29 protein-coding genes are annotated in these 23,988 nt (G+C 42.5%); 2 read left to right on the top strand and 27 right to left on the bottom strand.

Annotated elements, in window-relative coordinates; genetic code table 11:
* Window positions 1-177: 177 nt before the first annotated feature.
* The 13 genes from EKM80_RS03090 to EKM80_RS03030 form a co-directional block, all read right to left on the bottom strand.
* A complete protein-coding gene (locus tag EKM80_RS03090; RefSeq protein WP_125551660.1) occupies window positions 178-858 on the bottom strand; it encodes a methionine ABC transporter permease in 681 nt (226 codons plus the stop codon).
* A 29-nt stretch (window positions 859-887) separates the two neighbouring features.
* Complete coding sequence (locus tag EKM80_RS03085) at window positions 888-1,967, bottom strand: methionine ABC transporter ATP-binding protein (protein ID WP_125551659.1); 1,080 nt, start codon at window positions 1,965-1,967, stop codon at window positions 888-890.
* A gap of 380 nt (window positions 1,968-2,347) precedes the next feature.
* Window positions 2,348-2,866 carry a hypothetical protein gene (locus tag EKM80_RS03080; protein ID WP_125551658.1) on the bottom strand — a complete coding sequence of 173 codons (519 nt, stop codon included), beginning with the start codon at window positions 2,864-2,866 and terminating at the stop codon, window positions 2,348-2,350.
* Window positions 2,867-3,181: 315 nt separating this feature from the next.
* Complete coding sequence (locus tag EKM80_RS03075; protein ID WP_125551657.1) at window positions 3,182-3,976, bottom strand: C40 family peptidase; 795 nt, start codon at window positions 3,974-3,976, stop codon at window positions 3,182-3,184.
* Window positions 3,977-4,271: 295 nt separating this feature from the next.
* Window positions 4,272-4,541 (bottom strand): hypothetical protein, encoded by a 270-nt coding sequence (locus EKM80_RS03070; protein ID WP_125551656.1) that lies wholly within the window; start codon window positions 4,539-4,541, stop codon window positions 4,272-4,274.
* A gap of 61 nt (window positions 4,542-4,602) precedes the next feature.
* The gene (locus EKM80_RS03065; RefSeq protein ID WP_125551655.1) at window positions 4,603-5,766 is read right to left on the bottom strand and encodes an NADH-dependent flavin oxidoreductase; all 1,164 of its coding nucleotides are present in this window, start codon (window positions 5,764-5,766) and stop codon (window positions 4,603-4,605) included.
* Window positions 5,767-5,911: 145 nt separating this feature from the next.
* Window positions 5,912-6,145, bottom strand: coding sequence for a hypothetical protein (locus tag EKM80_RS03060; protein ID WP_125551654.1), 234 nt, complete (start codon window positions 6,143-6,145; stop codon window positions 5,912-5,914).
* A gap of 26 nt (window positions 6,146-6,171) precedes the next feature.
* Window positions 6,172-6,669, bottom strand: coding sequence for a hypothetical protein (locus EKM80_RS03055; protein ID WP_125551653.1), 498 nt, complete (start codon window positions 6,667-6,669; stop codon window positions 6,172-6,174).
* 23 nt (window positions 6,670-6,692) lie between these two features.
* The gene (locus EKM80_RS03050) at window positions 6,693-6,920 is read right to left on the bottom strand and encodes a hypothetical protein (protein ID WP_125551652.1); all 228 of its coding nucleotides are present in this window, start codon (window positions 6,918-6,920) and stop codon (window positions 6,693-6,695) included.
* 76 nt (window positions 6,921-6,996) lie between these two features.
* Window positions 6,997-7,911 (bottom strand): SAP domain-containing protein, encoded by a 915-nt coding sequence (locus tag EKM80_RS03045; RefSeq protein WP_125551651.1) that lies wholly within the window; start codon window positions 7,909-7,911, stop codon window positions 6,997-6,999.
* Window positions 7,912-8,052: 141 nt separating this feature from the next.
* On the bottom strand, window positions 8,053-8,496 hold the full coding sequence (locus tag EKM80_RS03040) for a hypothetical protein (protein WP_125551650.1): 444 nt from the start codon (window positions 8,494-8,496) through the stop codon (window positions 8,053-8,055).
* Window positions 8,497-8,579: 83 nt separating this feature from the next.
* Complete coding sequence (locus tag EKM80_RS03035; RefSeq protein ID WP_125551649.1) at window positions 8,580-8,939, bottom strand: fluoride efflux transporter FluC; 360 nt, start codon at window positions 8,937-8,939, stop codon at window positions 8,580-8,582.
* Window positions 8,932-9,312 carry a fluoride efflux transporter FluC gene (locus tag EKM80_RS03030; RefSeq protein WP_125551648.1) on the bottom strand — a complete coding sequence of 127 codons (381 nt, stop codon included), beginning with the start codon at window positions 9,310-9,312 and terminating at the stop codon, window positions 8,932-8,934. The genes EKM80_RS03035 and EKM80_RS03030 overlap by 8 nt, the downstream gene beginning before the upstream one ends.
* A gap of 210 nt (window positions 9,313-9,522) precedes the next feature.
* Between EKM80_RS03030 and EKM80_RS03025 the strand changes: the two genes are divergently transcribed.
* Window positions 9,523-10,173: a VTT domain-containing protein gene (locus EKM80_RS03025; RefSeq protein ID WP_125551647.1), complete on the top strand. Its 651-nt coding sequence runs from the start codon at window positions 9,523-9,525 to the stop codon at window positions 10,171-10,173.
* 49 nt (window positions 10,174-10,222) lie between these two features.
* Here the strand turns inward: EKM80_RS03025 and EKM80_RS03020 are convergent, their stop codons facing one another.
* From EKM80_RS03020 to EKM80_RS14990, 14 genes are all read right to left on the bottom strand, one after another.
* Window positions 10,223-10,927: a sirohydrochlorin chelatase gene (locus EKM80_RS03020; protein ID WP_125551646.1), complete on the bottom strand. Its 705-nt coding sequence runs from the start codon at window positions 10,925-10,927 to the stop codon at window positions 10,223-10,225.
* 12 nt (window positions 10,928-10,939) lie between these two features.
* Entirely contained in the window at window positions 10,940-11,392 is a 453-nt protein-coding gene (locus tag EKM80_RS03015; protein WP_125551645.1) for a flavodoxin domain-containing protein, read from the bottom strand.
* A gap of 11 nt (window positions 11,393-11,403) precedes the next feature.
* Entirely contained in the window at window positions 11,404-13,017 is a 1,614-nt protein-coding gene (locus tag EKM80_RS03010) for a nitrite/sulfite reductase (protein WP_125551644.1), read from the bottom strand.
* 13 nt (window positions 13,018-13,030) lie between these two features.
* On the bottom strand, window positions 13,031-13,756 hold the full coding sequence (locus tag EKM80_RS15170) for an elongation factor 1-alpha C-terminal domain-related protein (protein WP_386699250.1): 726 nt from the start codon (window positions 13,754-13,756) through the stop codon (window positions 13,031-13,033).
* A 20-nt stretch (window positions 13,757-13,776) separates the two neighbouring features.
* A complete protein-coding gene (locus EKM80_RS14995; RefSeq protein ID WP_225418799.1) occupies window positions 13,777-14,715 on the bottom strand; it encodes a GTP-binding protein in 939 nt (312 codons plus the stop codon).
* Window positions 14,716-14,931: 216 nt separating this feature from the next.
* Window positions 14,932-15,555 carry a sulfate adenylyltransferase subunit CysD gene (gene cysD, locus EKM80_RS03000; RefSeq protein WP_225418798.1) on the bottom strand — a complete coding sequence of 208 codons (624 nt, stop codon included), beginning with the start codon at window positions 15,553-15,555 and terminating at the stop codon, window positions 14,932-14,934.
* A 64-nt stretch (window positions 15,556-15,619) separates the two neighbouring features.
* The gene (locus EKM80_RS02995; protein ID WP_125551643.1) at window positions 15,620-15,943 is read right to left on the bottom strand and encodes a 4Fe-4S dicluster domain-containing protein; all 324 of its coding nucleotides are present in this window, start codon (window positions 15,941-15,943) and stop codon (window positions 15,620-15,622) included.
* Complete coding sequence (locus EKM80_RS02990; protein ID WP_386699246.1) at window positions 15,927-17,612, bottom strand: adenylyl-sulfate reductase subunit alpha; 1,686 nt, start codon at window positions 17,610-17,612, stop codon at window positions 15,927-15,929. Before EKM80_RS02990 ends, EKM80_RS02995 begins: the two co-directional genes overlap by 17 nt.
* A 15-nt stretch (window positions 17,613-17,627) precedes the next feature.
* Window positions 17,628-18,683: a sulfate/molybdate ABC transporter ATP-binding protein gene (locus EKM80_RS02985; RefSeq protein ID WP_125551641.1), complete on the bottom strand. Its 1,056-nt coding sequence runs from the start codon at window positions 18,681-18,683 to the stop codon at window positions 17,628-17,630.
* 33 nt (window positions 18,684-18,716) lie between these two features.
* Window positions 18,717-19,517, bottom strand: coding sequence for a sulfate ABC transporter permease (locus EKM80_RS02980; protein WP_125551640.1), 801 nt, complete (start codon window positions 19,515-19,517; stop codon window positions 18,717-18,719).
* Window positions 19,518-19,521: 4 nt separating this feature from the next.
* Complete coding sequence (gene cysT, locus EKM80_RS02975) at window positions 19,522-20,346, bottom strand: sulfate ABC transporter permease subunit CysT (RefSeq protein WP_125551639.1); 825 nt, start codon at window positions 20,344-20,346, stop codon at window positions 19,522-19,524.
* Between the two features lie 4 nt (window positions 20,347-20,350).
* Window positions 20,351-21,403 (bottom strand): sulfate ABC transporter substrate-binding protein, encoded by a 1,053-nt coding sequence (locus tag EKM80_RS02970; protein ID WP_125551638.1) that lies wholly within the window; start codon window positions 21,401-21,403, stop codon window positions 20,351-20,353.
* Between the two features lie 527 nt (window positions 21,404-21,930).
* Entirely contained in the window at window positions 21,931-22,527 is a 597-nt protein-coding gene (locus EKM80_RS02965) for a substrate-binding domain-containing protein (protein WP_225418797.1), read from the bottom strand.
* Complete coding sequence (locus EKM80_RS14990) at window positions 22,515-22,844, bottom strand: LysR family transcriptional regulator (protein ID WP_225418796.1); 330 nt, start codon at window positions 22,842-22,844, stop codon at window positions 22,515-22,517. Before EKM80_RS14990 ends, EKM80_RS02965 begins: the two co-directional genes overlap by 13 nt.
* Before the next feature lie 909 nt (window positions 22,845-23,753).
* Here EKM80_RS14990 and EKM80_RS02960 point away from each other — a divergent pair.
* A partial coding sequence (locus EKM80_RS02960) for a PLP-dependent transferase (RefSeq protein WP_164509491.1) occupies window positions 23,754-23,988 on the top strand: 235 nt, incomplete at its 3' end.

The following is a 23,988-nucleotide window of genomic DNA, read 5'->3' as shown; positions in this document are numbered from 1 at the left end:
TTAGCACATTTAGCAAAAAATAAACATACGTTCGCAATCGGTGTTACTAATTTTATCATTCGCTAAGCTACATTATCATTGCCTTTAGTATAACAAATAGCGCCAACATCATTCGACCAAAAAAACAGATATCGCCTTTGAAATAATTGGCAATACCTGCTTTTGATATCAGTATTTTTAATGGGCCGTTTTACGGGCAAAAAAGTCGCCGACGACTTGTACGATGAAAACCATTAACAAAATAATGATCATCGAAATAAAGGTCACATCATTTTGAAAACGATTGTAGCCGACACTGATGGCTAAATTACCTAAGCCGCCACCACCAACTGCGCCAGCCATCGCGGTTAAGCCAATCACACTGATCAGTGTCACTACTGAAACACGAATAATTTCGGATAAACCTTCTTTTAAATAGACACGAAAGATAATTTCTAGTGGGCTTGAACCAACCGATTCAGCAGCTTCAATAATACCAGGGTCAACTTCAACCAACGCATTCTGAATCTGGCGTGCATAAAACGGTGCTGAACCTAAAACTAGTGGCACAATTGCGGCTGTGGTCCCAATCGAAGTACCAACTAATAATCGAGTAAAGGGCACAATGACGGCCAACAAAATAATAAATGGAATTGAACGGAATAAATTGACTAATTTATCTAGAACACTGTAAACCGTTCGTTGTGCCAAAATATGTCCTGGCTCCGTCACGGTCAAAGCAACGCCGAGAAACATACCAATAATACCAGCAATAATTGCGGTTGCAACAACCATATAAATAGTCTCCCAAGTACTTTGAACAAATTCATCACTAATACCAACCACATTGGGGAAATAATGCGCAAAAATAGCTACCATAACAAAGACTCCTTTTCTACTTTTAAATTCTATGCGTGTTCTTTTTTCGTTAATGGAATTACATCACGGCCAACCTTAATTTCACGTACATTGACCTGAGCTTGACGCAAATAACTAGTGGCCGCATTTAGATTTTTCTCCGTCCCACTTAACGTTACAATCAAGTTGCCTACAGGTGTGTTTTGTAAGATTTCCACATTGCCAAATAAAATATTGGCAGTAACTAAATAACGTTTGTACAATTCAGTAATAATCGGTTGATCTGTGCTATCACCAATATAAGAAAGCTGGACCAAGCGCTCATTTGATCGTAAGTGCTTGATTGCCGGTTGTTGTAACACCTTGCCTAAAGCTTGTTCAATTTGTGTTGCCGTATTAATAAAGTCTTTGGTCAATTGTTTTTGTGGTTGACTGAAAACATGTAGCAAGTCCCCACGCTCAATGATCTGGCCATTTTCCATCACTGCTACTTTTTGACAGATTTCTTTAACCGCCTGCATTTCATGCGTAATCAAAACAACAGTTAACCCTAGGCGTTGGTTAAGACTACGCAATAACTCCAAAATAGATAATGTGGTTTTAGGATCTAATGCACTGGTTGCCTCATCAGAAATCAGAATTTCGGGGTCATTAGCTAAGGCACGGGCAATCGCGACCCGCTGCTTTTGCCCACCGGAAAGTTGTGCTGGGTAGGCATTCTTCTTATCGGATAACCCAACTAGGTCCAATAATTCAGCAACCTTAGCCCGGCGCTGCGCCTTAGTTAATTTTGAACTTTTCAATGGATAATCTACGTTGTCAGCAATTGTCCGTGCATTCATTAAATTAAAATGCTGGAAAATCATACCAATCTTTTTGCGTGCCTGACGTAAGGCTTTTGGTTTTAAAGCTAATAAATCTTGCTGGTTAACTTCAACTTGGCCCTTAGTTGGCCGCTGCAATAAGTTGATCACACGGACCAATGTACTCTTACCGGCACCAGAATAACCAACAATACCGTAAACTTCACCTTTTTCAACCGATAATGAAACATCATGAACGGCTTGCACCGTCCGTGTTTTACTTTTAAAGGTCACATCAATATGCTCTAATTTAATAACTGCACTCATAAAAATTCCTCCTGTTTATTACTTTAGCCACTGGTTTGCTCAATATCTCTAGACAAAAAAAGACGCCCGCCTGAATCGTTATACGATTCTAGGACGGACGCCAATGCATTCGTGTTACCACCTAGTTTTACCACCACTTCATAGTGATGGCCTTATCAGGTACCAAAAACTAATACCCTGGCGCTATAATGGGCGCACCCATCGTCACCTTGTGTTACCACTCGCTGACGCTTTTTAAAAAGACCATCTTCAGTCGGCCAGATTTGTCTCCTCACACTCACTGAGACTCGCTAAAAAATCAGTTATCGACTTACTCATCTTTTCATTGTTTTACCGGATAATTAGCTTAATTCTACTTGTATTTTCATGTTTGTCAAGTCTCAATAAGTCATTGCTGGTGTTTCTTGTAATGAGCGGACCGCAATAATGCCGAGAAAGTCAGGCTTTTTTTGCAATAATTGCGCAATATTTTTCAGTTCACCATGATTAGTTAAAGCAATTGCAGTATAGAAATTAGCCCCAACCGTTGTGTACGCAACAACCTGCTTGCCTTGCCGCACAATTAAATCCATTGCCGCTGCTAAGTTAGCCGCGCGGACAAAATAATTACTACCATTTTTAGTTGATAAACAAAAAACCGAGAAGCGGCTATCAACCTTCACCGTACGCCGGCGCTTACGCCGTGGCTGCGGTGCTTCTGTCTGCTTTAACTCCGCAGTGATCTCATCAATGATTTCGTGTAGTACTTTTATTTCGTGACAGATCTGGCAGGTTGCGACCGCAGCCCCCACTTGATGCGCTTGATCAGCGCCACTTGTGCTGTGCTGCGTATATAGATCCGCTAAATAAACCAATAATTTATGTTGCTTATTTTTCAATTCACGCCGCTGCGTCAGCATGTTAATTCCTCCACTCTACTTCAACTAACGGAAAGTAAGTTATCACTAATATTACCTAAATTAGTACCTGCTATTTTAGGTTAGCTCCATTATGCCATAAAAATGACGAAAACGTTACAAAAATATTACAAAAATAACAAAATAACTCGCAAATTGAAATATAAGTGCAATAAAAGAAGGCCATGGCATAAGTGGATCATGTCATGGCCTTCTTTATTTTCGAATGCTTTTTTTCAACGTGTACCTAGATTAACTTAGAATTAATACAAAGCCAAAAAGAAGCTAAGTACGCCATACACGTTTTTAATCAGTTACTTAAAGGGCACGTACACCAAATGATGGCATGTAGTAACTGCTAATACTTTCAATTTCAACACTTTGACCAGGTTGTGGTGCAGCTACATATTGATTGTTCCCAATATAAAGGGCAACGTGATATGTGGCTCCAGCACTACCCCAGAATACAAGGTCGCCAGCTTGTAATTGGCTAACGGATACTTTTTGGCCAGCACTTTCCTGAGCAACAGTATTATGTCCAACTTGAACACCAGCTTGTGCTAATGCATATTGTGTTAACCCAGAGCAATCCAGCCCAACACCTGCCGTTGCACCACCCCAAACGTAAGGGACCCCAATTTGTGACTTAGCAGCATTAATTGCTGTTTGAACAGCACTACTGCTTGAAGTTGTCGTTGTTGTTGTCGCAGCCGGAGCAGTTGTTGCTGCAGCAGCAGTCGTTGTTGTCGTTGCCGCAGCAGCTTGTTGTGCTTGCGCCTGTGAAGCCTGTGCCTGAGCTGTGTTGCCATCTTCAGTCACATTTAAATACTTGCCTGGTACCCATTCATTATTTCCAATATTATACCAAGTTTCGCCAGCTTGTTGTTTTTGGCCTTCTATATTAACTGTTTGATCCTTCACCAAATAACGAATTGGTGATGGTGTATTTGAATTATCCCAAACAGTCGTTGCGCCGGGTTCGTATGTAACGGTTCCCGTTGTAGCGGCTTCTACATCTGAAGTTGTGGCAACGCTAAGCAGAGTTGCACCTGCGATACCAATGATGCCGGCAGTGACACCCTTAACTAATTTTTGTTTGCTGATTGTTGTCATTTGTGTACCCCTTAATATTTTTTTATCACTTTCACCAATCCCTATCATAAAGCATTGAAATTACAACGCAATTACCCGTGTATGACAACTTTATTACAATCTGAGCAAGTAAAAGAAAACACTTACTTAACCATAGCTAATGGCTTTTCAAAATTGACCTTTTTATCCTTTATAATCCAAAAAATAACAAAAAAATTGTTAAATTAGTTACTCAATTACTTAAAAGCGCTAATAAAAAAGCCAGCGACTAATTCAACGCTGACTTCTTCATCTAAAGTTTGGGTGCCCTCAGTTATCATTTCAAATGTTTCCTTAGATAACTTAATAGCTGCGCCTCGTTTGCGAAAACTCGTGGCCGTTTTTGCCCGTGCAAGCGCAAATCGATCTGAGTTACTTTCATTCGTCCGGTCCAAGTATAACTGTATTGAACGATATAACGATTATTCAAATGATTCTTGCCGAACTTCAAAACGTAATAGTTTTCCGGCGCGACTAAGGGCGAAAGATATTTTTTCTTATAATGGTACCCATTTGCTTTAAGAAAATTCTTTGTTTTTCTAAGCATTTCATCGCCACCTTATGTGTATTATCATACAAGAAAGCCACGGTAAAAGCTAGTGGAAACATCAACTAAACATTTTATCTAAATGCTTTGCATCCTGTTGGCGTTGACTAGTACTATGGCCACTATGCCCCATCAATTTTGCTAAAAAAGCCCAGAATGGCGGCTGAATTCCAAGTTCAGCACAATCAGCTGCACTGATTTCGTAGCGTAGCTGATCAATTTCACCAGCTTGTACTTTCTGAACCCAGTGTGGTTCGGCTAAACTTTCACGACCAAGCGCCGCTAACGGAATACCAGCAGCCATGACCTTCTCAACATCCGCTGGCGTTTGTAAATTACCGACTGAAATCAAGGGTAACTGTGTCCCAGTGACAGCCTTGATTTTTTCAATCAAGGGTTGCGGGTCACTTTTATCATTTAGTGATGTGCGCCAAGCGTTCCCCATGGAAACATGTAAGTAATCTAGCTTTTGTTCCCGTAAAACATGGATAAAAGCTAACGTATCCGCAATTCGAATACCTGGTTTTTCAACTTCTTCCGGCGAAATACGATAGCCTAGTAAAAATGGCTTAGTGGCATATTTAGCAATAACTTGTTGTGCACACTGAATAACAGCAATCGGAAAAAGCATTCTATGTTCCAAGCTACCACCCCAACGGTCAGTCCGTTGATTAGAATGTGGTGAGAAAAACTGTTGTAATAAATAAGTATTCGCGCCATGTAATTCAACGCCATCAAAACCAGCACTGATTGCGCGCCGTACGGCATTACCAAAATCACTAATAGTTTGTTCAATTTCACTTTCAGTCAACGCATGTGGTGTTTCTGAATGTGGTCGCGGTGCGGGGATTGCACTGGCACTAACTGGTTGTTGACCACGCAAAATTTGACTATTGCTCATCCGCCCAGCCGAAAATATTTGTAGAATGGCTTTGGTGCCATTTTGCTGAATAGTATGCGCAACTCGTGTCAAGCTGGGAATAAACTCATCGCCAGCAACACTTAATTGGCCCTCAAAGCCTTTGCCCCGTGCATTAACGTTAGCTACTGGCGTGATGAACATTCCCGCCCCACCAGTATGAATACTAAAATAATTCAACTCATCGCTGGTCACATTACCATCATGAAAACTCATTGTTTCTGTCATTGGTGGAATCACGATGCGATTTTTTAATGTCACACCAGAGCGAAAAGTATACGGCTGTAAAAAAGTATAATTTGCCAACCTTTTAACCTCTTTTCAAAATCATTTTTATATTGTAACTAATAGTGTTACAGTATGACTGTAACACGTATTCGCGTGCATGTAAAACGTTTACTTTTAATAATGAAGCAAATAAAAAAGCCCAGTTTTACCTGAGCTTTTTTAATTAAAGCATATCCCAGATAACTACTTCATCTGGCGTCACCGTATTAGCCGGTGTAATGGCATAACCAAGCGCTTTGCCAGTATCAATGACGCTACCATCGATCTGTAATAATTCTTTTTGTTTAAAAACCGAGTTGATTGCCTGTTGCGCTAATTCAACTGAATCGTATTGCTGATGATAGCTAGCGCGAACGCCACCATTAAAATAAAAGCTGATTTGATAGTATTTATTCACAATATTTTCCCCTTACTTACCTGAATTTAGACGTTATGATTGTCACCAGGCCAACGTTCGACCCCATTCACAATATGGATCAAATCATCTTGGCCATTATAAAACGATCCGATAGCACCATAAGCACACAATAAGACTAACCAACTACGAATCTCAATAATAACTAAATGACGTGGCACAATAATTGTTAAAACAAAGGCAATCATCACTGCCACCAATAAATTAAGCCACCCGGGCACACCTAAGAACCCCTTCAACAGTCCACCAAGATGATCAGGTGTCTGATCCTGATGTTGCTTAGCGACGCCCTTAACCACATACTGCCATAGATAATTAAAAACTACTGCAACGATCAAAGCCGTAAGTAACATTTCAAAGCTATTCATTTGAATCTGCAACAAATCATTGCGATAGCCTAAACGCACTGCCTTTTGTAACATTACGATCCAAAAAAAATCAAACAATGCTAGCGGTAATAGATACATAAAAAAATAAACGACAAACTTATTGGCTCTACTTTTCACACGCACCGGCCTCACTTTGCTGACTAAGCATTTTCTGCCTCATATTTGGCTTGTTTAGTCCGTTCTTGTTCTAGTTTACGCTTTTCACGCAAGGTCGCATATTTAAAAGCACCATGAATAAAAAGTGCTAACGGAACCACATGAATAACCGCTAATGGCAACAATAATTGGGGATGTTCTAATAAATAATGATGACCATGCATGGCATGACAAGCAGGTACCTGTGACTTAGTCGACTTTTCTTTAAACATATGCTTCGCCCCTTCTATACAATTAAATGACCAAAAAACCGGTTTGTAACTACATTTATTGTACCATGTTCTGCGCCTAACTGACAGCGCCCTCATACCTAGCTTTTTTAGTCTGGTACAATTGTTGACTTAACTGATCTTGTCCAGTTAAAGCCCACAGTAGCAATTGTTGCATCTCACTATCGCTAAATAATTTGTGGGGTACGGCTAAGTGTTGACAACGTTGAGCAAAAGCGCTGCTGATATCATCAGTCGTCATATGATAGTCATGCATGATCTGTTGCAGAATGTAATTATAAAAAGGCTCAACTTTATAGGCCGTCGTCTGCCAATCTAATGTTGCACGCGTTGCTTTTTCTACCTGTGTAACACCAGCCAGCTTTAAATAAATACAATCTAACAGCGCATTCAACGCTGTTCCAACATGCTGTCTTTGCCAAGCAATTTGAAACCGTATATGAGCGACATAGTAAATTTGCGGCCAATTGCTTTGTTGCTGCGCTTGCACCTGTGCCGCATCAAGTAACCAGGCCAAGGTGGCATCAAGGGTCAAATCAGTTGGTAACTGAGTCCGCTTTGCTGCCGTAAAATCGATGATTCCAGCCACATAATAGTCATGTAGCCACTGAACAGATCGATGCTGTTGTACTAACTCAATTCCAGCTGGAGTTAAGCGGTAAAATTGTTGCGGGCATTGTCTAACCAACTCAGCTGCCGTTAATTCTGTTTGTAGCCGGTTTAGTAGGTCAACTTTACGGCCACTAACTTTTAAATGATAGGTTCGTAATAATTGTTTTAATTGGGCTACTGTTTTTTGCTGTAAACTCAGCATAGGCGCAGTCGCTTGTTGTAACAAGCCGGCTTGTTCAAATTTAGCTAACCAGCCCTGTGTTTGTACCCGATAGCGATGCTGCCAAAAGGATTGTGTCAATGTAAATGTATTGGGCTGATCTGCCGCTAAAGCCAGCGCTAAAATTTTAATTGTTGTCAAAGCCGCACCTTCCTACACATAATACTGTCCGCTAAAATAGTTGTACAAAGCATAGCACAAAACGACTTATTTTTAAACGTACGTTCGCCTAACTTAATAAAAAAAGTTTGACTCCTATAGCCAAACTTTTCTGCAAAATGATCACATATATGCTTTTTCAAAATCAGTTGCCGTCAATGCCTTTTGTTCACGTCGCCGGGCTTGTTTGGCCTCTAAGTTGAGACTCATCACCCCAAAAACAACTAACGGTAAAGTCAAGATCGCCTCTAAGCCAAAGACCATCATCGCCAGCCCCTTAACTGATAGTTGCCTTTTATCCAGTTCAGCCACTTGTTGTTGCAATTCATTAGTGTGCTGCTTAGCCGCCTGAATGACTGCTGCCGAATGGCCTGAACGACCACGCCGACCACTATTTCCAGCTTTACCACTGCTGCCACTATTACCGGCCTTACCATCATCACTTTCTCCGACGATTGCGATTGAACTATCGCCGACTGGTACATTTGGACAAAATGAATCGATAGCGACAAACTGTAAGCCGAGAAATATTAAGTAAATGAATAAGATATTATGTCGATTAAACATGGATAAGCCCCCCAAGCTCCTATTGTAAGGGATATCATAACAAATTCAGATAATATTCTAGTAAAAATCAGATGAGAGCTTGCTCATTTAATTGTTGCCAACCATAACCCGGCAATTGCCGCCAACAATCCGCATAAATAGCTGCTGCCGCAATACAATAGCATTGTTTGATAGCGATGTTGCTGCCACAGCAAAACCATTTCTGAATTAAAGGTTGAGAAAGTTGTGTACCCACCTAAAATTCCTGTCCCTAAAAATAAATACAGCGGTGTCGCTAGGTTGTGGCCGAAAAGATAGGCTAAAATAAAACTACCACTGATATTTAAAAATAAGGTCACTATCGGAAAGTTAACTGAGAGATAGCGTTTACCCAGTTCACCTAAATGATATCGTGCACAAGCACCTAATGCAGCGCCGCCACCAACTAAAACAAAATTAATCATGAGCACCCTCCCGTCGATGTGCTAGCTGACCAACCAACAAACCAGCACTCGCACACGCCAGGCCACCAACCAGACTGATACCGACATAAAGTGCTGCCGCCAAGTATTGCTGGGTTTGAATAAACTTAATCGTTTCTAAACTAAATGTTGAAAAAGTGGTAAAAGCACCAACAAAGCCAGTCCCGGCGCCTAATACCAAACGTTCCGATAATGGTAAGATTTGCGCTAAGTACTGCGTCAACCACACCAGCACAAAACAACCAACTAAATTAACAATTAGTGTTCCCCAGGGAAATGTCGTCGACCAACTACTTAGTAAATACCGGCACCCGCCACCAAAAAATGCAAATAATCCAACAACAATATAATTCATTTGCTCTACCTTCTTTATAAGTCGCTAATTGTAACAAGTTAATTTAAATCCTACTAATCGCTTACCTTATTTTTTATTATGTTCCCTAAAAAATATTTTTGCAAGTTTTCACTTGCGAAAAGTTAAATAAATTCAAAAAATGCAGACAGTCTAAGTTTTTTCTGCTACACTCATAACAGATTTGACCTAAAATTGGGGGAAAACGAAGTTATGAGCATGTTGATCGATTTTATTTTGCATATCGATAGTCATTTAATTACAATTGTTAATACTTTTGGTAACTCAACTTATTTTATTTTATTTGCAATTATCTTCATCGAAACTGGTGCCGTTATTTTACCGTTTCTACCAGGTGATTCCTTGTTGTTTGCGGCCAGTGCCTTAGCTGCTAATCCAGAATATCATCTAAATATTTGGTTCTTTGTTGCTATCTTTTTAATCGCCTGTGTCGGCGGTGACTCATCTAATTATTGGATTGGCCATAATGCTGAACGAATTCTTTCCCGTTTTCGTTGGTTCCGTCGCTTCATTAACGAGGATAGCCTCGCCAAAGGCCAAGAATTCTTCGACAAACATGGCGCCGTTTCGATTATCTTGGCGCGCTTCATGCCGATTATTCGTACCTTTGTTCCTTTTGTTGCTGCTGGTTCTGGCTTTTCCTATCGGCGCTTCATTCGCTATAACCTCATCGCTTGCATCGCTTGGGTTGCACTTTGCTGCGGTGCAGGTTACTTCTTCGGCAATATTCCGGTTGTTAAAGCTCACTTTTCAGCAATCATCATCGGCATCGTGGTTATTTCATTAATTCCCGCAATTGTCGGTGTCATTAAGAGTCGTTTCAGCGCTAAAGCCACAGATTAATATGCAGCAAACAAAAAAGAATCCAAAAACGGATTCTTTTTTGTTTTGCTTAAACTTTTTCCAGCACACGGACTGCCGTCAATCGTTCTAAAATTGCCTGCTTCACAGCAGCTTGATTTTCTAACGTTGGTAAAAATAGTGCTGTCGGAACCTGTTGCTGGATCGCTTGTTTGATTTTGCCGGCAATGCGGCCATCAGTTAAAAATAAACGCTGCACGATTGGCGGCTCACCTTGTGTTGCTAATAATTCAGTGAAACGGTGATCACCAATATAATTAGCGGCATTCACTGGTACTGCTACCGTCGCTTGTAATTTACTAGCGAGCTGGCGCAATTGCCGGTAAGGTTCCGCAAAATGCGGTGTCCCGTGGGCAATTAATAGAACCGGCCGCTGCGGTGCTTGCTGACAGGCGCCAATTAATTGTCGTTGTAAGTGCTCAAAAATTGCGTTAGTCGTCGCCAACGGTTCCAGTAGCGTCACCGTCACATTAGGTTGTTGAATAGCTTGCAAGCGTTGTGGTAAGTCTTGCCGCACATGGGTTGCAGCAAATAGCAAAACGGGCACTACGATCACCTCATCAACTTGCTGTTGTAATTGAGTAAACGCAGCTTCTAGGGTTTGCTGCTCGCCTTCTAAAAATCCTAGTGCTTGTGGCAATGGTAATTCTTGCCGCAACGTTCGCAATAATGCTAGGTTAGCTTGTGGCACTTTATTGCGCCGACCATGTAATACATAAAGAATACCTTGGGTCATCCCTACATCCCCCTATCTTGCGGCCACCTGCTGTGTTAACTGTTCGGCAAATTTTTCTATTGCCGCAACATCTTCAGCTTCTGGGGCTAATTCAATTTTTAATAATGGCACGGTAATTTGTGCGCCACTGGCCTGACATTGTTCGGCTAATAACTCGACTGCACGGCAGAAATCAACGTAACTAGTATCACCAGTACCTAAAACAGCAATGGGTACTTCGGTCAGATCAAAATCAGCGATATCATCATAGAAATCAATAATGCCATCCGGCACAACGCCATCTTCGTCGGTAAATGTGGCTAACACATAGGCGTCCGCCTCAGTGAAAAAATCAGCTACTTCGATACCATCTTCACTATCAAAAGTTTCAACTTCGATTTTTTTAGCCGTTAACGCATCACTTAAAACTTCCACTGCTTCTTGGGTGTTACCAGTTAAGCTGGTATAAATTATTTTAATTTTCATCTAGTTCTCCTTTAAGCAGCTTGGGCTAAATAAGTATCTAAAATTGCTTGAAAATGGGCCACACCTAAGCGCTGAAAGTAAGCGTAATAAGTTTCGTCCGGTAATTGCTGAGTTTGATAGTCAGCTAATAACGCTGCTAAGGCACCATATAATTGAGTCGTGAATAATTTACCTTTTAAAACCTCGGTAAAGTGACCACCATCCAATAAGCTGCCACCGACGGCAATTTTAAAAGCTTCTGCACGCTGACCGTCCTTAGTCTTTGCCGTTAAGCCTTCAATGCCAATATCCGCAATACTGCGATGCGCGCAACCGTTGCCGCAACCAGTCAAGGTAATATGGACTGGTTGACTAAAACTAAATTTCTGGTCTAACTGCGCCAACAGCGGGGTAAAAATTTCTTTAGTATGGGTATAGGCTAGGTTACAATACTCAGCACCCGTACAAGTTGTGCCAAAATCAACTAAATTGTGTGGCTGATAAGAAAATTTATTGAAAATTGGCGCCGCCTTAACTGCTGCTAAATCCGCAGCTGCAATCCAAGGGATCAATAGATTTTGACCATGATCAAAACGTAGCTCATCGCGGCCATACTTAGCCGCCAAATCAACAAAAGCCCTGAAATCCGCAGCGCTGATTCGGCCAGCGGGTACACTAACACCGACATAATAATACCCAGCTTGCTTTTGCGGATGAATGCCTAGCGCAGTACCGTTGGACCAACCAACCACTGCACTATCACCAGCCGTGGCAAGTTTAGGTAGTTGCTCACGTAATTTGGCTTCAAACTCAGCAACGCCCCAATCTTGAATCAAAAATTTCAACCGCGCTTTGGTACGACTGCGCCGATACCCGTTATCACGGTAAAGCTTGACCACAGCTTCAGCGACTGCGGCAACCTGCGAACGCGTCACAAAAATATTAAGCCCCAAGCCAAGGTACGGCCGCATCCCTAAGCCGCCACCAACTTTTAGATTGAAGCCCTTAACTGTGCGGCCATTAATCCTTTTTGTTGCTGGGACAAATGCTAGGTCGTTAATTTCCGCATTACCGGCATTATAGATATTACTATTAATTGAAATCTTAAACTTCCGCGGTAAATTAGAATAGTCGCGGTTTCCTTGGAATAAGTGATGCACCCGTTGAACAGCTGGCCGCGTATCGAATAATTCGTTAGGGTCGATCCCGGATAATGGATTGTCGATCACATTCCGGGTAATATCGCCTTCTGCCCCTTGTGTCGTTAAACCAACTGCATTGATCCCTGCGAAAACCTCTGGTAGCTTTGCAAAAGGAATCCAATGATACTGCACGGCTTGGCGCGTGGTTAAATCTAGATAGCCATGGCCATATTCAGTTGCAATACCAGCCAAATGTCGGGCTTGCTTCAAGTTGATCGTGCCGCCTGGGATCTTTACGCGCAGCATAAAGTTACCTTGTTCCTGCGGCTTTTGTACGGTTAAACCAGCAAATTTAAAATACATATAATAGCTTTTATCAATCTCAGTAAATGGCTTTTTGACCAATTCAGGTAGATCCTGAAAAACATCTAAGCCATCTTTCTTTAATTTACTTAGTTCATTTTTGTTGAGCTTAGCATCCGCCCACGTTATCTGATAGCCCATTATTAAAGCCTCCCTAGATATCCTCGATCACAATTTGATGATAGGCGTCAAAATCAAGCCATTTTTGATAAAAAGCTGGTTTAGTTTTGTCATTAAGCGTTTCACGTTCCATCAAATATTGCGGTAAATCTGTCTTAGTGAATAAATTTAACCGCGCACCGCGTTGATTGACCAGCGGCAGTTGTTCATGGTAGTTGCTTAAGGCGCGCACACCACTAAAGCGCCCATCATTCACGATCAACACACGATCTTGACGAGTCAACAAAATCGCAAAATCAGTTGGATACGTATAACCAGATCCTTTAAGGGGCAATTCAGCACCAATTTGATAATGACCCTGATGCTCACGGGTCACCACTTGACCACCAGCGGTTAAGCAATATTGATCAAATAAATTCAATTGATAATCCGTCTTAGCCGTGCTGAAAATTGCGCCATCTAGTTCAGTATCGCCTTGGTAATGTTCCGTAATTGTTCCGCCACCGGTAACATCGTAACCATCTACCAGCACAAATCGTCCAGTCACTTGCTGCTGGGTAAACAAGTCATAAACCAGCGGCGTTTCCGTTTGAAAAACAACTTCCGCCACGTCATTCAATTGTACTTTTGTGGCATCTTCACGCGTTGCTAAAGTACTAGCATCAGTCACTTTTAAAATTTTCAATACGCGCGCGATCACTTGTTGGGTGGCAATTTTCAATTTATAACTTTTACCCGCAACTAATGGCGCTTGGCCCATCCAAAATAGATTGGTTTGAACTACATTAGCGACTGTTGGCTGCTGTGTGTCGCTACTGCGTGTGATAATTTCGCCACGCTGATTGAAAAATTCATCTTGTAGCTGAATGCCAACCGATTGACCGACTTTGGCGTCAACTTTCGCATCCCGGGGGCCCAATTGGCAAACTCAGTTACCACGGTTTCGCGGCCACTGGGGTATAGCTTAATTTTATCGTCCACCTGTAGCGCGCCAGCTTCAATTCGGCCAGCAATGATCCGCCGATCGTCAAATTTGAATACATCTTGAATTGGCAAGCGTAACGGCTGATCAACTGGCGTTGGCTTTGCTTGGATACTGTCCAAAGTAGTGATAAAACTTTTACCAGTGTACCAAGGCATTTTGGCTGAACGCTGCAGTAAATTCTCACCATAGTAAGCGGAGACTGGAATAAACCCAGCAGCTTGTAATTGTAACGTAGCTAAAAAGGCCGAAACCTCTGCTTTAACTGCGGTGAAGCGTGTCTGCTCATAATCAACTAGATCCATTTTATTGATCAAAACATAAATCTGTCGAATACCCAGTAAACGTAAAATATAGGCGTGCCGTTTTGTTTGTTCTTCGACTCCGCGGGCGGCGTCAACGATCAAAAAAGCAACTTCAGCGTCCGAAGCACCGGAAATCATGTTTTTTAAAAACTCTTTATGCCCAGGCGCGTCAATAATGACGTATTCACGACTGTCTGTGTGAAATTTAAGTTGTGTTGTGTCAATAGTAATGCCTTGTTTCTGTTCCTCTTCAAAGGCATCGAGTAAATAAGCATATTCAAATGGCTTACCGGTCTCTTTAGCAATCTGTTTAACTTTATCGATCGTCCCTTCAGGTAATGACTTCGTATCGTAAAGTAACCGACCAATCACCGTCGACTTACCGTGGTCAACGTGGCCGACCATAACGATGTGTAATTCTGAATTATCCATAAACATCCTGCTTTCATCAATTTTTAAGTTAAGCTTGGGTTACATATAACCTGACTGCCGTAGTTTCTGCATAGCGTAGGCGTCTTCTTGATCTTGGGCACGACCAGCTCGTTCACTGATCTTGGTTTGCTTCAATTCAGCAATGATTTCGCTAACGTTGCTGGCGTCAGATTCAATGGTCCCGGTACAAGGTGCACATCCGAGACTGCGATAGCGCTAGTGATCTTTGGCAAAATATAAATCGATGATCGGAATTCCTTCACGTTGAATATATTCCCAAATGTCTAGCTCCGTCCAGTGCAGTAAGGGATGGACGCGGATATGATTCCCCTTGGGAAAATCAGTTTTAAACTCGTCCCATAATTCTGGCGGTTGATTGGTATAATCCCATTTATCCTGCTGATTCCGTTCAGAGAAAATTCGTTCCTTGGAGCGTGAACCTTCCTCGTCTTGACGAACACCGACGATCAAACCGTCAAAACCGTACTTTTTGACAACTTGGTTCAAAGCAACGGTTTTTAAAGCACCACAGCACATTAACCGCCCTAATTTTGGATTCATCCCTTGATCAACGGCATCTTGATTCGTGTACACAATCAAATCTAGCCCTAATTCACCAGCTACGCGATCACGGTATTCCAGCACTTCAGGCATTTCGAAACTAGTATCAACATGAATAAACGGAAACGGTGTGTGCCCGTAAAAGGCCTTGCGCACTAACCAAAGTAATACCGTGGAATCTTTACCAATCGACCACAGCAGGCCGAGTTTACCTAAATTTTTATAAGCTTCACGGAAAATATAAATACTCTCCGCTTCTAGTTCGTCTAAATGATCCATATTTTATGCTCCTTTGTGTATCTATAATAGTTACTAATTCAACTAGGCCAAAAAATCAAACAAGCTAATACTTATTCGCGTTGCGTCGATCAATATCGATTTCTTGCGTGACTTTTTCTTGATCATAAATCGACCAATGGATCACAGTTCGTTCTGGTTTGGCAATTAACGCACCGCCATTACCACCGATATCAGCGCCCAGATAAAACTTAATCGCCTGTACCGGACAAACTTTGATACAAGAAATACAGCCCCAGCACTCATCGGGGTACATCATTTCAGCTTTTCGGTCCTTGCCCTCGCCAACCATTTGAATTAAGTTACCGGGGCAAATGTCAACACAGCGGCCGCAACCAATGCACAAGTCACGATCAATTTTGATGCTCATAGTGTTGCCCCCTTTTGACTAAATCGCGGTAAATAATGTGGATCGCACCATTTTGATAAACCGAATTAACGTATTTATTAAACCGTGGATCTTGTTGTGGATAATCAAGATTCTCGGCAAAACTGTGCCAGCGGGTTTCCTTACGGGCGGCTAAATGGGCAATGACGCACTGACAGATCAATAACCGTTCCCGCACTTCGTATAGGCTCATTAATTCATGCATATCAGCTGCGGCTACTTGTTCAATCAATTGCTGCAATTGCATGATTTTTTCTTGAGCTAAAGCTAATTGTTGGCCATTATATTCGTAGTGCGTAGCAATCCCACCAGCGTAACTATCCATTACTTTTTGCATACCTTCTTCGATTTCACGAATCTGGTAAAAGCTACTGGTTCGCTGTAGATACCGTTGTGCCTGTTGTAAAATTGTCGTCACTTGAGGAGCAATACAGTCCGGCTCTGATATATCAGTTTGGGCTAATTGCTGGACTGCTGCTTCTGCTGCAATCTCACCTTCGGCCAACGCACCCGTCACATATTTTTGTGGTGCCCCACCGGCAACATCCCCAGCCGCAAATAACCCATGGATCGTGGTCTCTCGTTCCGTACTGACCCAATAGCCACTAGCGGCATGCCCGCCAACTATATAAGGCTCAGTGCCTTCAATTTCCACATTCTGCTGTCGGGGACCACGTTTAGCTTCCAACCATTTCAATGTTTGCGCTGGCGACATATTTAAGTAGGCGTGATAGAGATCCTGCTCTTGCACGGTACTAATTTGATCCGTTTGTAAATAACAGGGACCACGGCCGGCTTGCATTTCTTGCACAGTGCCGTAAACTCGCTCAGAGGTCCGCAACCCATATTTTTGCTCGTAAACTTCGCCTAATGCGTTGACCTGCTTAGCACCGACCCCCTGAGCGATTGTGCCAACTGGTGCAATCGTATCCTTGCAACGTAAGGCGATAAACCGCATCTCAAAGGTGGTCATTTCAGCACCAGCACGTAACCCCATGGCGTAACCGGCGCCAGTGTTAAAAGGCGGATACCACATTTTATGTTTAGAAAAGCCTGGATTGTTAGGCCGATACAAACCACTCGCACCACCTGTGGCAATGATCACGGCTTTAGCGTGGAAAATATAAGCTTGTTCCGCGATAACACTAAAACCCACTGCACCATAAATTCGTTGGTCCGCCACTAAATAATCGACCATATTCACATGATTAATGATTTTAATTTGCCGTTGTTTGCGGACAGCTCGAGCTAATAGTGGTTTGATATTTTCGCCATTGATTTTAATATTGCGATCACCACGAGCCACATACTCGCCATGCTCATCTTTTAAAATCACTAAGCCGATTTTTTCCAGCTCAGCAGTAACCTTGTTTAGCCGCTGACTTAGCGTTAATAATAAATCTTCCCGAACAATTCCCGCCGCATCATTTTTAGCATAATCTACGTAAAAGTCAGGCGTTTTGCCTTTAGTGATGTAGGCATTCAAGGCATTGACCCCTGCTGCCAAACAACCACTACGCCGAATATCAGCCTTTTCAACAATTGTGATGTGTAATTTAGGATTTAATTGGGCGGCGTGTCGAGCAGCGTAACAACCAGCCGCACCGCCACCAATCACTAGTAAGTCCGTTTCAACGACTTTTTCTTCCACACGCTTCATCTCCGTTTATAAGGCATACGCCGCTGCTGGCTGTAGGTTACGTTGTAATTCACTTTTACCATCTGTAAAAATTAAAGCTTGTTGAATAAAAATTAAAACTGCTTCCCCGTGATGTAGCGGTGCTTGCAACGGAGAACGATTAGCCATTAAAGCTTGCCCGTGCCACTTTAATGCCACGCTGACAACTGCGCCGCTGAAGGTTGTATTGACAACGAACGCCCGCTCTAATGTACCCGTAGTCGGTGGCTGCTCATTTTGTCGAAAAACTTGTACCTGTTCAGGTCGAATATAAGCTTTAAAACTCTGCCGAACCGGTAATTTAAAACCTTGTAAGTTAGGCGATAATAACTGACTTGAATGGCCGATGAATTGAGCAACAAACAAGCTAGTTGGTTGATTATATATTGTGGTCGGTGCACCGATTTGTTCGATAGCACCTTGATTGATCACCACAATTTCGTCAGCTGTTTCAATCGCTTCTTCATGATCATGTGTGACAAAAATACTGGTGATCCCCACACGATGAATCAATTGTTTCAGCCAACTACGCAATTCACGCCGAATTTGCGTATCTAATGCAGCGAATGGCTCATCCAACAATAAAACTTTTGGGTGCGGCGCAATCGCACGAGCAAAGGCGACCCGTTGTTTTTGACCGCCAGATAGTTGTTGCGGATAATGCTGGGCTAACGCTGTTAATTCAGTTAGCGCCAATAATTCAGTTACTCGTTGTTTAATTTTTGTTGCTGGCCAATGCTGCGTTTTTAAACCAAAAGCGATATTTTCATAAACGGTTAAATAGCGGAATAACGCATAATTCTGAAAACCAAAGCCAATACCGCGCGCTTGGGGTGCTAATTCATCAACCACTTGTCCCGCCACTGACACCGAGCCCTTTGTAGCCGTTTCTAAGCCAGCGAGAATGCGCAAGATTGTTGTCTTCCCACTACCACTAGGACCTAATAGTGCGGTGATACTTCCTTCTTTGACACCAAAATTAATATCATTTAAAACTTGTCGTTGCTGAAATTGTTTGGTGATCCCTTTAAATTCAATATACATGGTTGACCTCCTTCAAAATAATCGCGAAAACGGCTAATTTTTGAGTAACCGCTGTTTCAGCAAAACCACTAATATCGTTGAACCCAGTAAAATCGTTGCCACTGCAAAAGCTTCGTTGAACTTAAAATCGTTATATAAGTTTTGCACCAGCAACGATAATGTCAGCGTCTTACCTTGAATATTGCCGGAAACTACGGCCACGGCGCCAAATTCACCGAGCGCTCGTGCCGTCGCCAGTACCAAACCGCCAGCTACTGGCGCTTTAATGGCTGGAAAAGTAATCTGCCACAGAATCTGACTAAAACTAGCACCAAGTAAGGCGGCCGTTTGCTCTTCTTCACGGCCTTTAGCTTCTAACACTGGAATCACTTCGCGGGCAACAAACGGAAAGGTGACAAAAACAGTGGTTAAGAAAATAGCTGGCGGTGCGAAAACAATTTGAACATGAATTGCACTGAACAACGGCGCCAGCCAACCGCCTCGCCCAAACGTTAAAATAAAAATCAGTCCAGCAATAACTGGTGAAACGGAAAAGGGCAAGTCGATCAGCGCATTTAGTAGTCGTTTGCCCGGAAAGTCATAAAAGGCAATCAACCAAGCCGCACTGACACCAAAAACTAAATTAAATACGATCGAGATCAAGGTAGCCGTCACCGTCAAATTAATAGCTTGCAAAGTGACCAGACTGCTGATTGTGGTCAGATATGTATGCCAGCCGCTGGCGAAAGCTTGTACAAGAACCAAGCCAACTGGTAACACCAATACGATGCCGATAAACAGCCAGGCTAACACCAAGAGCAGCCATTTTATTGGTTTAGTTTGTAATAACTGCATTGACTCACCCCTTTCGCTGTAATAACCAGCGTTGCCAACTATGAATGATAAAACTAAACGTAAATGAGAAAAGCAACATCACTAACGCTAAAACGGTAGCGCCACTATAATCATGTGCTTCTAATTTGAACATGATCAGTAGCGGCGTGATCTCAGTGTGATAGGGCTGATTGCCAGCAATGAAAACAATACTGCCATATTCACCAAGACAACGAGCAAACACCAGGCCAAAGCCGGAAACTAACGCTGGTAAAATCTCTGGTAAAACTAAGCGCCGTAAAATGGTACTAGTCCCGCCGCCAAGGGTATAGGCTGCTTCTTGAACGCTGAAATCCAACTGTTCCAATACTGGTTGAATTTCGCGCACCACAAACGGTAAGGTAACAAAAATCATTGCAATCACAATACCGTTAAAAGTGTAAGAAATTTTCCAGCCTAAGGGCACGACCAAACGTCCTAACCAGCCTTGATCAGAGAACAAGTAAGCCAACGCAATTCCGGCAACAGCAGTTGGCAAAGCAAACGGTAGATCCAGTAAGCTATCCAGCAACCATTTGCCTGGAAATTCATATTGGGTCAATACCCAAGCCAACAACAAACCAAAGCCAGTATTGATAATTGCCGCCACCAGCGCCCCTTTTATACTGACTAAGTAACTAGCAAGTACGCGACTATTGGTTGCTTCCTGCCAGAATTGTTGCGCACCCACTTGCCAACCGGAAATGACCAGTGCAGCGAAGGGTAATAAAACGATCAAGCTCACACCTAACAGCGTAATCACCAAGCTAAAATAGTAACCTGGAATTAATCGCTTACTTGTTTGCTGCATGCTGTCAGCCCCCTCCGTAGATTTGATCAAAAATACCACCATTGGCAAAATGTTGCTTCTGTACTTTCGCCCAGCCACCGAATAATGGATCGTTGATAGTGACTAATTGCAACGCCGGAAATTCTTTGCGGTATGCTTGCGCTACCTTTTGATTGGTGGGCCGATAAAAGTTTTGTGCCGCTATTTTTTGCGCTTTAACTGAATACAAATGCTGAATGTAGGCCTGTGCCACCGTTGCTGTATTGCGCTGAGCAACGACTGAATCAACCACTGCAACACTAGGTTCAGCCTTAATACTGATGCTAGGTGTAATAATCTCGTACTCGCCGGGATGTTGCTGGCACACTAGCTTAGCCTCGTTTTCCCAAGTTAATAACACATTGCCTTGACCATTTTCAGCAAAAGTTGTGGTGGCGTCACGGGAACCAGAATCGAGGACGGTCACATTTTGGTATAATTTCCGGACAAATTGGCGGGCTTTTTCTGTACTGTGATATTTTTTACTGGCATAGGCCCAAGCTGCTAAATAATTCCACCGTGCGCCACCCGATGTTTTTGGATTTGGTGTGACGATATTAACCGCCGGCTTAAGTAGATCAGGCCAATCGCGAATCTGCTGCGGGTTGCCCTTACGAACCAAAAAGACAACGGTAGACGTATAAGGTGCGGCATTATCTGGGTAACGTTGCTGCCAATTAGCTTTAAGTAAGCCGGCCTGCTGAATGCTGGTAATATCCGGCGCCAAGGCTAAAGTGACCACATCAGCTTGATTACCCTCGATCACTGTATTGGCTTGTTTACCACTACCACCATTTGAAATTGCTACAGCTACTTTTTCGCCGCTTTTACGCTGCCAATATTTCTGAAAATTTTGGTTATAGGCTTGATAGAATTCCCGCGTCGAATCATAGGAAACATTGGTTAATGTGACCGTGGCCCCGCTGCCACTAGTCGGCGCTGCTTGGGCTAAACGTAGTTGGTACAGCCCAATATAAGCACCCAACAATAACAGGCCAATACCCAAGCGCCACCACCATTTGGACTTTTGCCAATACATTTGGTCACCTCCCTTACGTTGCCGCATAGCTTAATACGCTGCAACTAGCAGTGTTAAATAGAAATACGCACTGTTTACGCTTTTTTCGAACACACGCTAATCAAAAAGCGCCCTTCCCGAAAATCGGAAAGGACGCCTGCACGTGGTACCACCTTAGTTTGTTCTAACTTCACAGTTAAAACCTTAGGACACTGAATGAAATAAGTGTCGACAAAATAACGACTGTCACCGTTGCTTGCTAACTAAAAAGCTCACAAGCAAACGCGCATCAAGACCATCTTCCAACTGATCACCGGTTTCCTTACACTGATTGAAACTCGCTGTACGCTGATTCAGTTGTACTCATCTTGGCATTGCGTTGCTGTTTGATTACCAGTTATGCTAGTCAATTTCAACCACAGTGTCAAAGCCTTGCTAATAGTTAATTTTTATCTTAGTTCCTAAAAATATCGTTAACAGCTGATCAAAAGTATGCTGTAGCCATGGCCACTAGCGGTTTAGCAGCAGGATAGTTATTTTCTATCACGCTATTTAAATAATCCAGAATGTTGCGTGGCAAAATAGGTTCGTAAGGCCGTAATAAAGTATTGTCCGATCTCAGATAATTCGTGCCCTTTACGACGTAAAATAATCATTCGATTGCGTGGCGAATGTTGCAATGGCCGCATGATCAAGCCTTGTTCCCCTGGTGCCTCTAAAATACCCGAACCAGAACCATAGGCATCCGTCCGTGCGACAATGCGGCTCATCGTTGCCCGATCATTAATAGCAATCACGGCGCCAGTTACAGGTGGCTCCAAGGGATCTTCCGCTAGATCTGGATATGACGCTTCTTGAGTAAAACGTACTTGCGGGTACGGTGCTAAGTCTGCCAAACTAATGGCTGTTTTTTTGGCTAATGGATGGCCCGTTCGGACAAAAATATGCGTTTGGAACACACCCAATTCCTCATAAACCAGTTCATCTTGTTCAAATAACCGTAATAAGGTCGACTGATTGTAATCATTTAAGAAAAGGATCCCCAGCTCACTATGTTCATGCTCCACATCCTTGATCACCTCTAAAGCTGTACTTTCAAAAACACGAATATAGCGATAATCACTGTACTGTGTCAGCACCGACATAAAGCAATCGCAATAAAATCATAATGTTGTCCAGCCACAGAAAAATAATGTTGTTCCGTTGTACTAGTGTCGAAATGCTGCTGCAAATGATCAACCTGCTGAATGATTTTCTGTGCGCTTGTAACAAAATCTTGGCCTGCCGTCGTTAAGCTGGTCCCTTGCCGCGTTCGTTCAAATAATGGCGCTTCTAATTCTTGTTCTAATTGTTTAATCCCATGAGACAAACTCGGTTGCGAAATATACAAGGCTTTAGCAGCCTCATGGAAGCTACCATTAGCAGCGACCGCTAAAACATAGCGCATTTGTTGTAGATTCATATCAACTCATCCTCCCCTGGAAAAGTTTCTGTATTATTGAATACAAAAACGTCCCTTTATGAACCATAATTGATTCACAAAGGGACGCTTATCGTGTTACCACCCTATTTCGTATCTGACTCACGCCAAAATACCTTGATCAGTACCAGTTGATACCTAGCAAAATAACGGTTGCTACCGACCACCAGGCGTTAACCTAGCGATGACTCCCAGCTCATCTTCATGACACGATCGAGCCCTTTTTCCACTTAACAAGGGTCACTGTTCTCACTCAGCGTCACTACTCTTCTGTTCAACGTCACTATTAATTAAGCGTTAGCATACGAGAAAGTAGCTACTGTTGTCAAGTGTAAAAAAAATTAAAAAACTTTTTTCTTACCATAAAGGGTCGCCAAATTGGTAATTACAGTTACATTCGTAATCAAGACCAACCATTACCATTATATCAGCATTATTAGTCTGATATACCAGTTTAATATAAAATAACAAATTTTAAAAATGAGCTTGACATTAAAAAAAGATGATGATAGTTTAAGACACAAGTTAATATATATGGCAACGAAAAGAAGAGTAGTCTGGAACGTGCTTACAGCGAGTTTCGATTGGTGGAAAGAAACAACACCGCCCAGATGAAGATGAACTTGGAGCCAGTGCGTACGCACCGTTAGCAAGCGATACATTGCAGAGTATATAACTGTACTTTTTAAGGTATTGATCGTGAGGTCGATATAAATTTGGGTGGTAACGCGATAGCCGTCGTCCCTTATGCTGATTCAGCATAGGGACGACGGCTTTTTATTTACAGCGTTGTTGCAAAAGCCCACTAAAAAACAATCTAAAAGGAGGCGAGCGGCACCAGAATTGAGATACCACGTTACATAACTTTAAAAATAAACTGGAGGCTTTATCATGAGTAAAAAACTAAATTTTGAAACATTGCAAGTTACCGCCGGACAAACCGTTGATGAAACTGGTGCCCGCGCTGTGCCAATTTATCAAACGACGTCATACGTCTTCAAGGACGCTGCTCAAGCTGCTGGCCGTTTTGCCTTAACCGATGCTGGCAATATTTATACTCGCCTGACCAACCCGACCACTGACGTTTTTGAAAAACGAGTTGCGGCCTTGGAAAATGGCACTGCGG

Source organism: Loigolactobacillus jiayinensis (genome assembly GCF_003946445.1).
Classification (GTDB): Bacteria; Bacillota; Bacilli; order Lactobacillales; family Lactobacillaceae; genus Loigolactobacillus; species Loigolactobacillus jiayinensis.
Note: the sequence above shows the minus strand (reverse complement) of the source record. Positions and strands in the feature narration are given on the sequence as shown.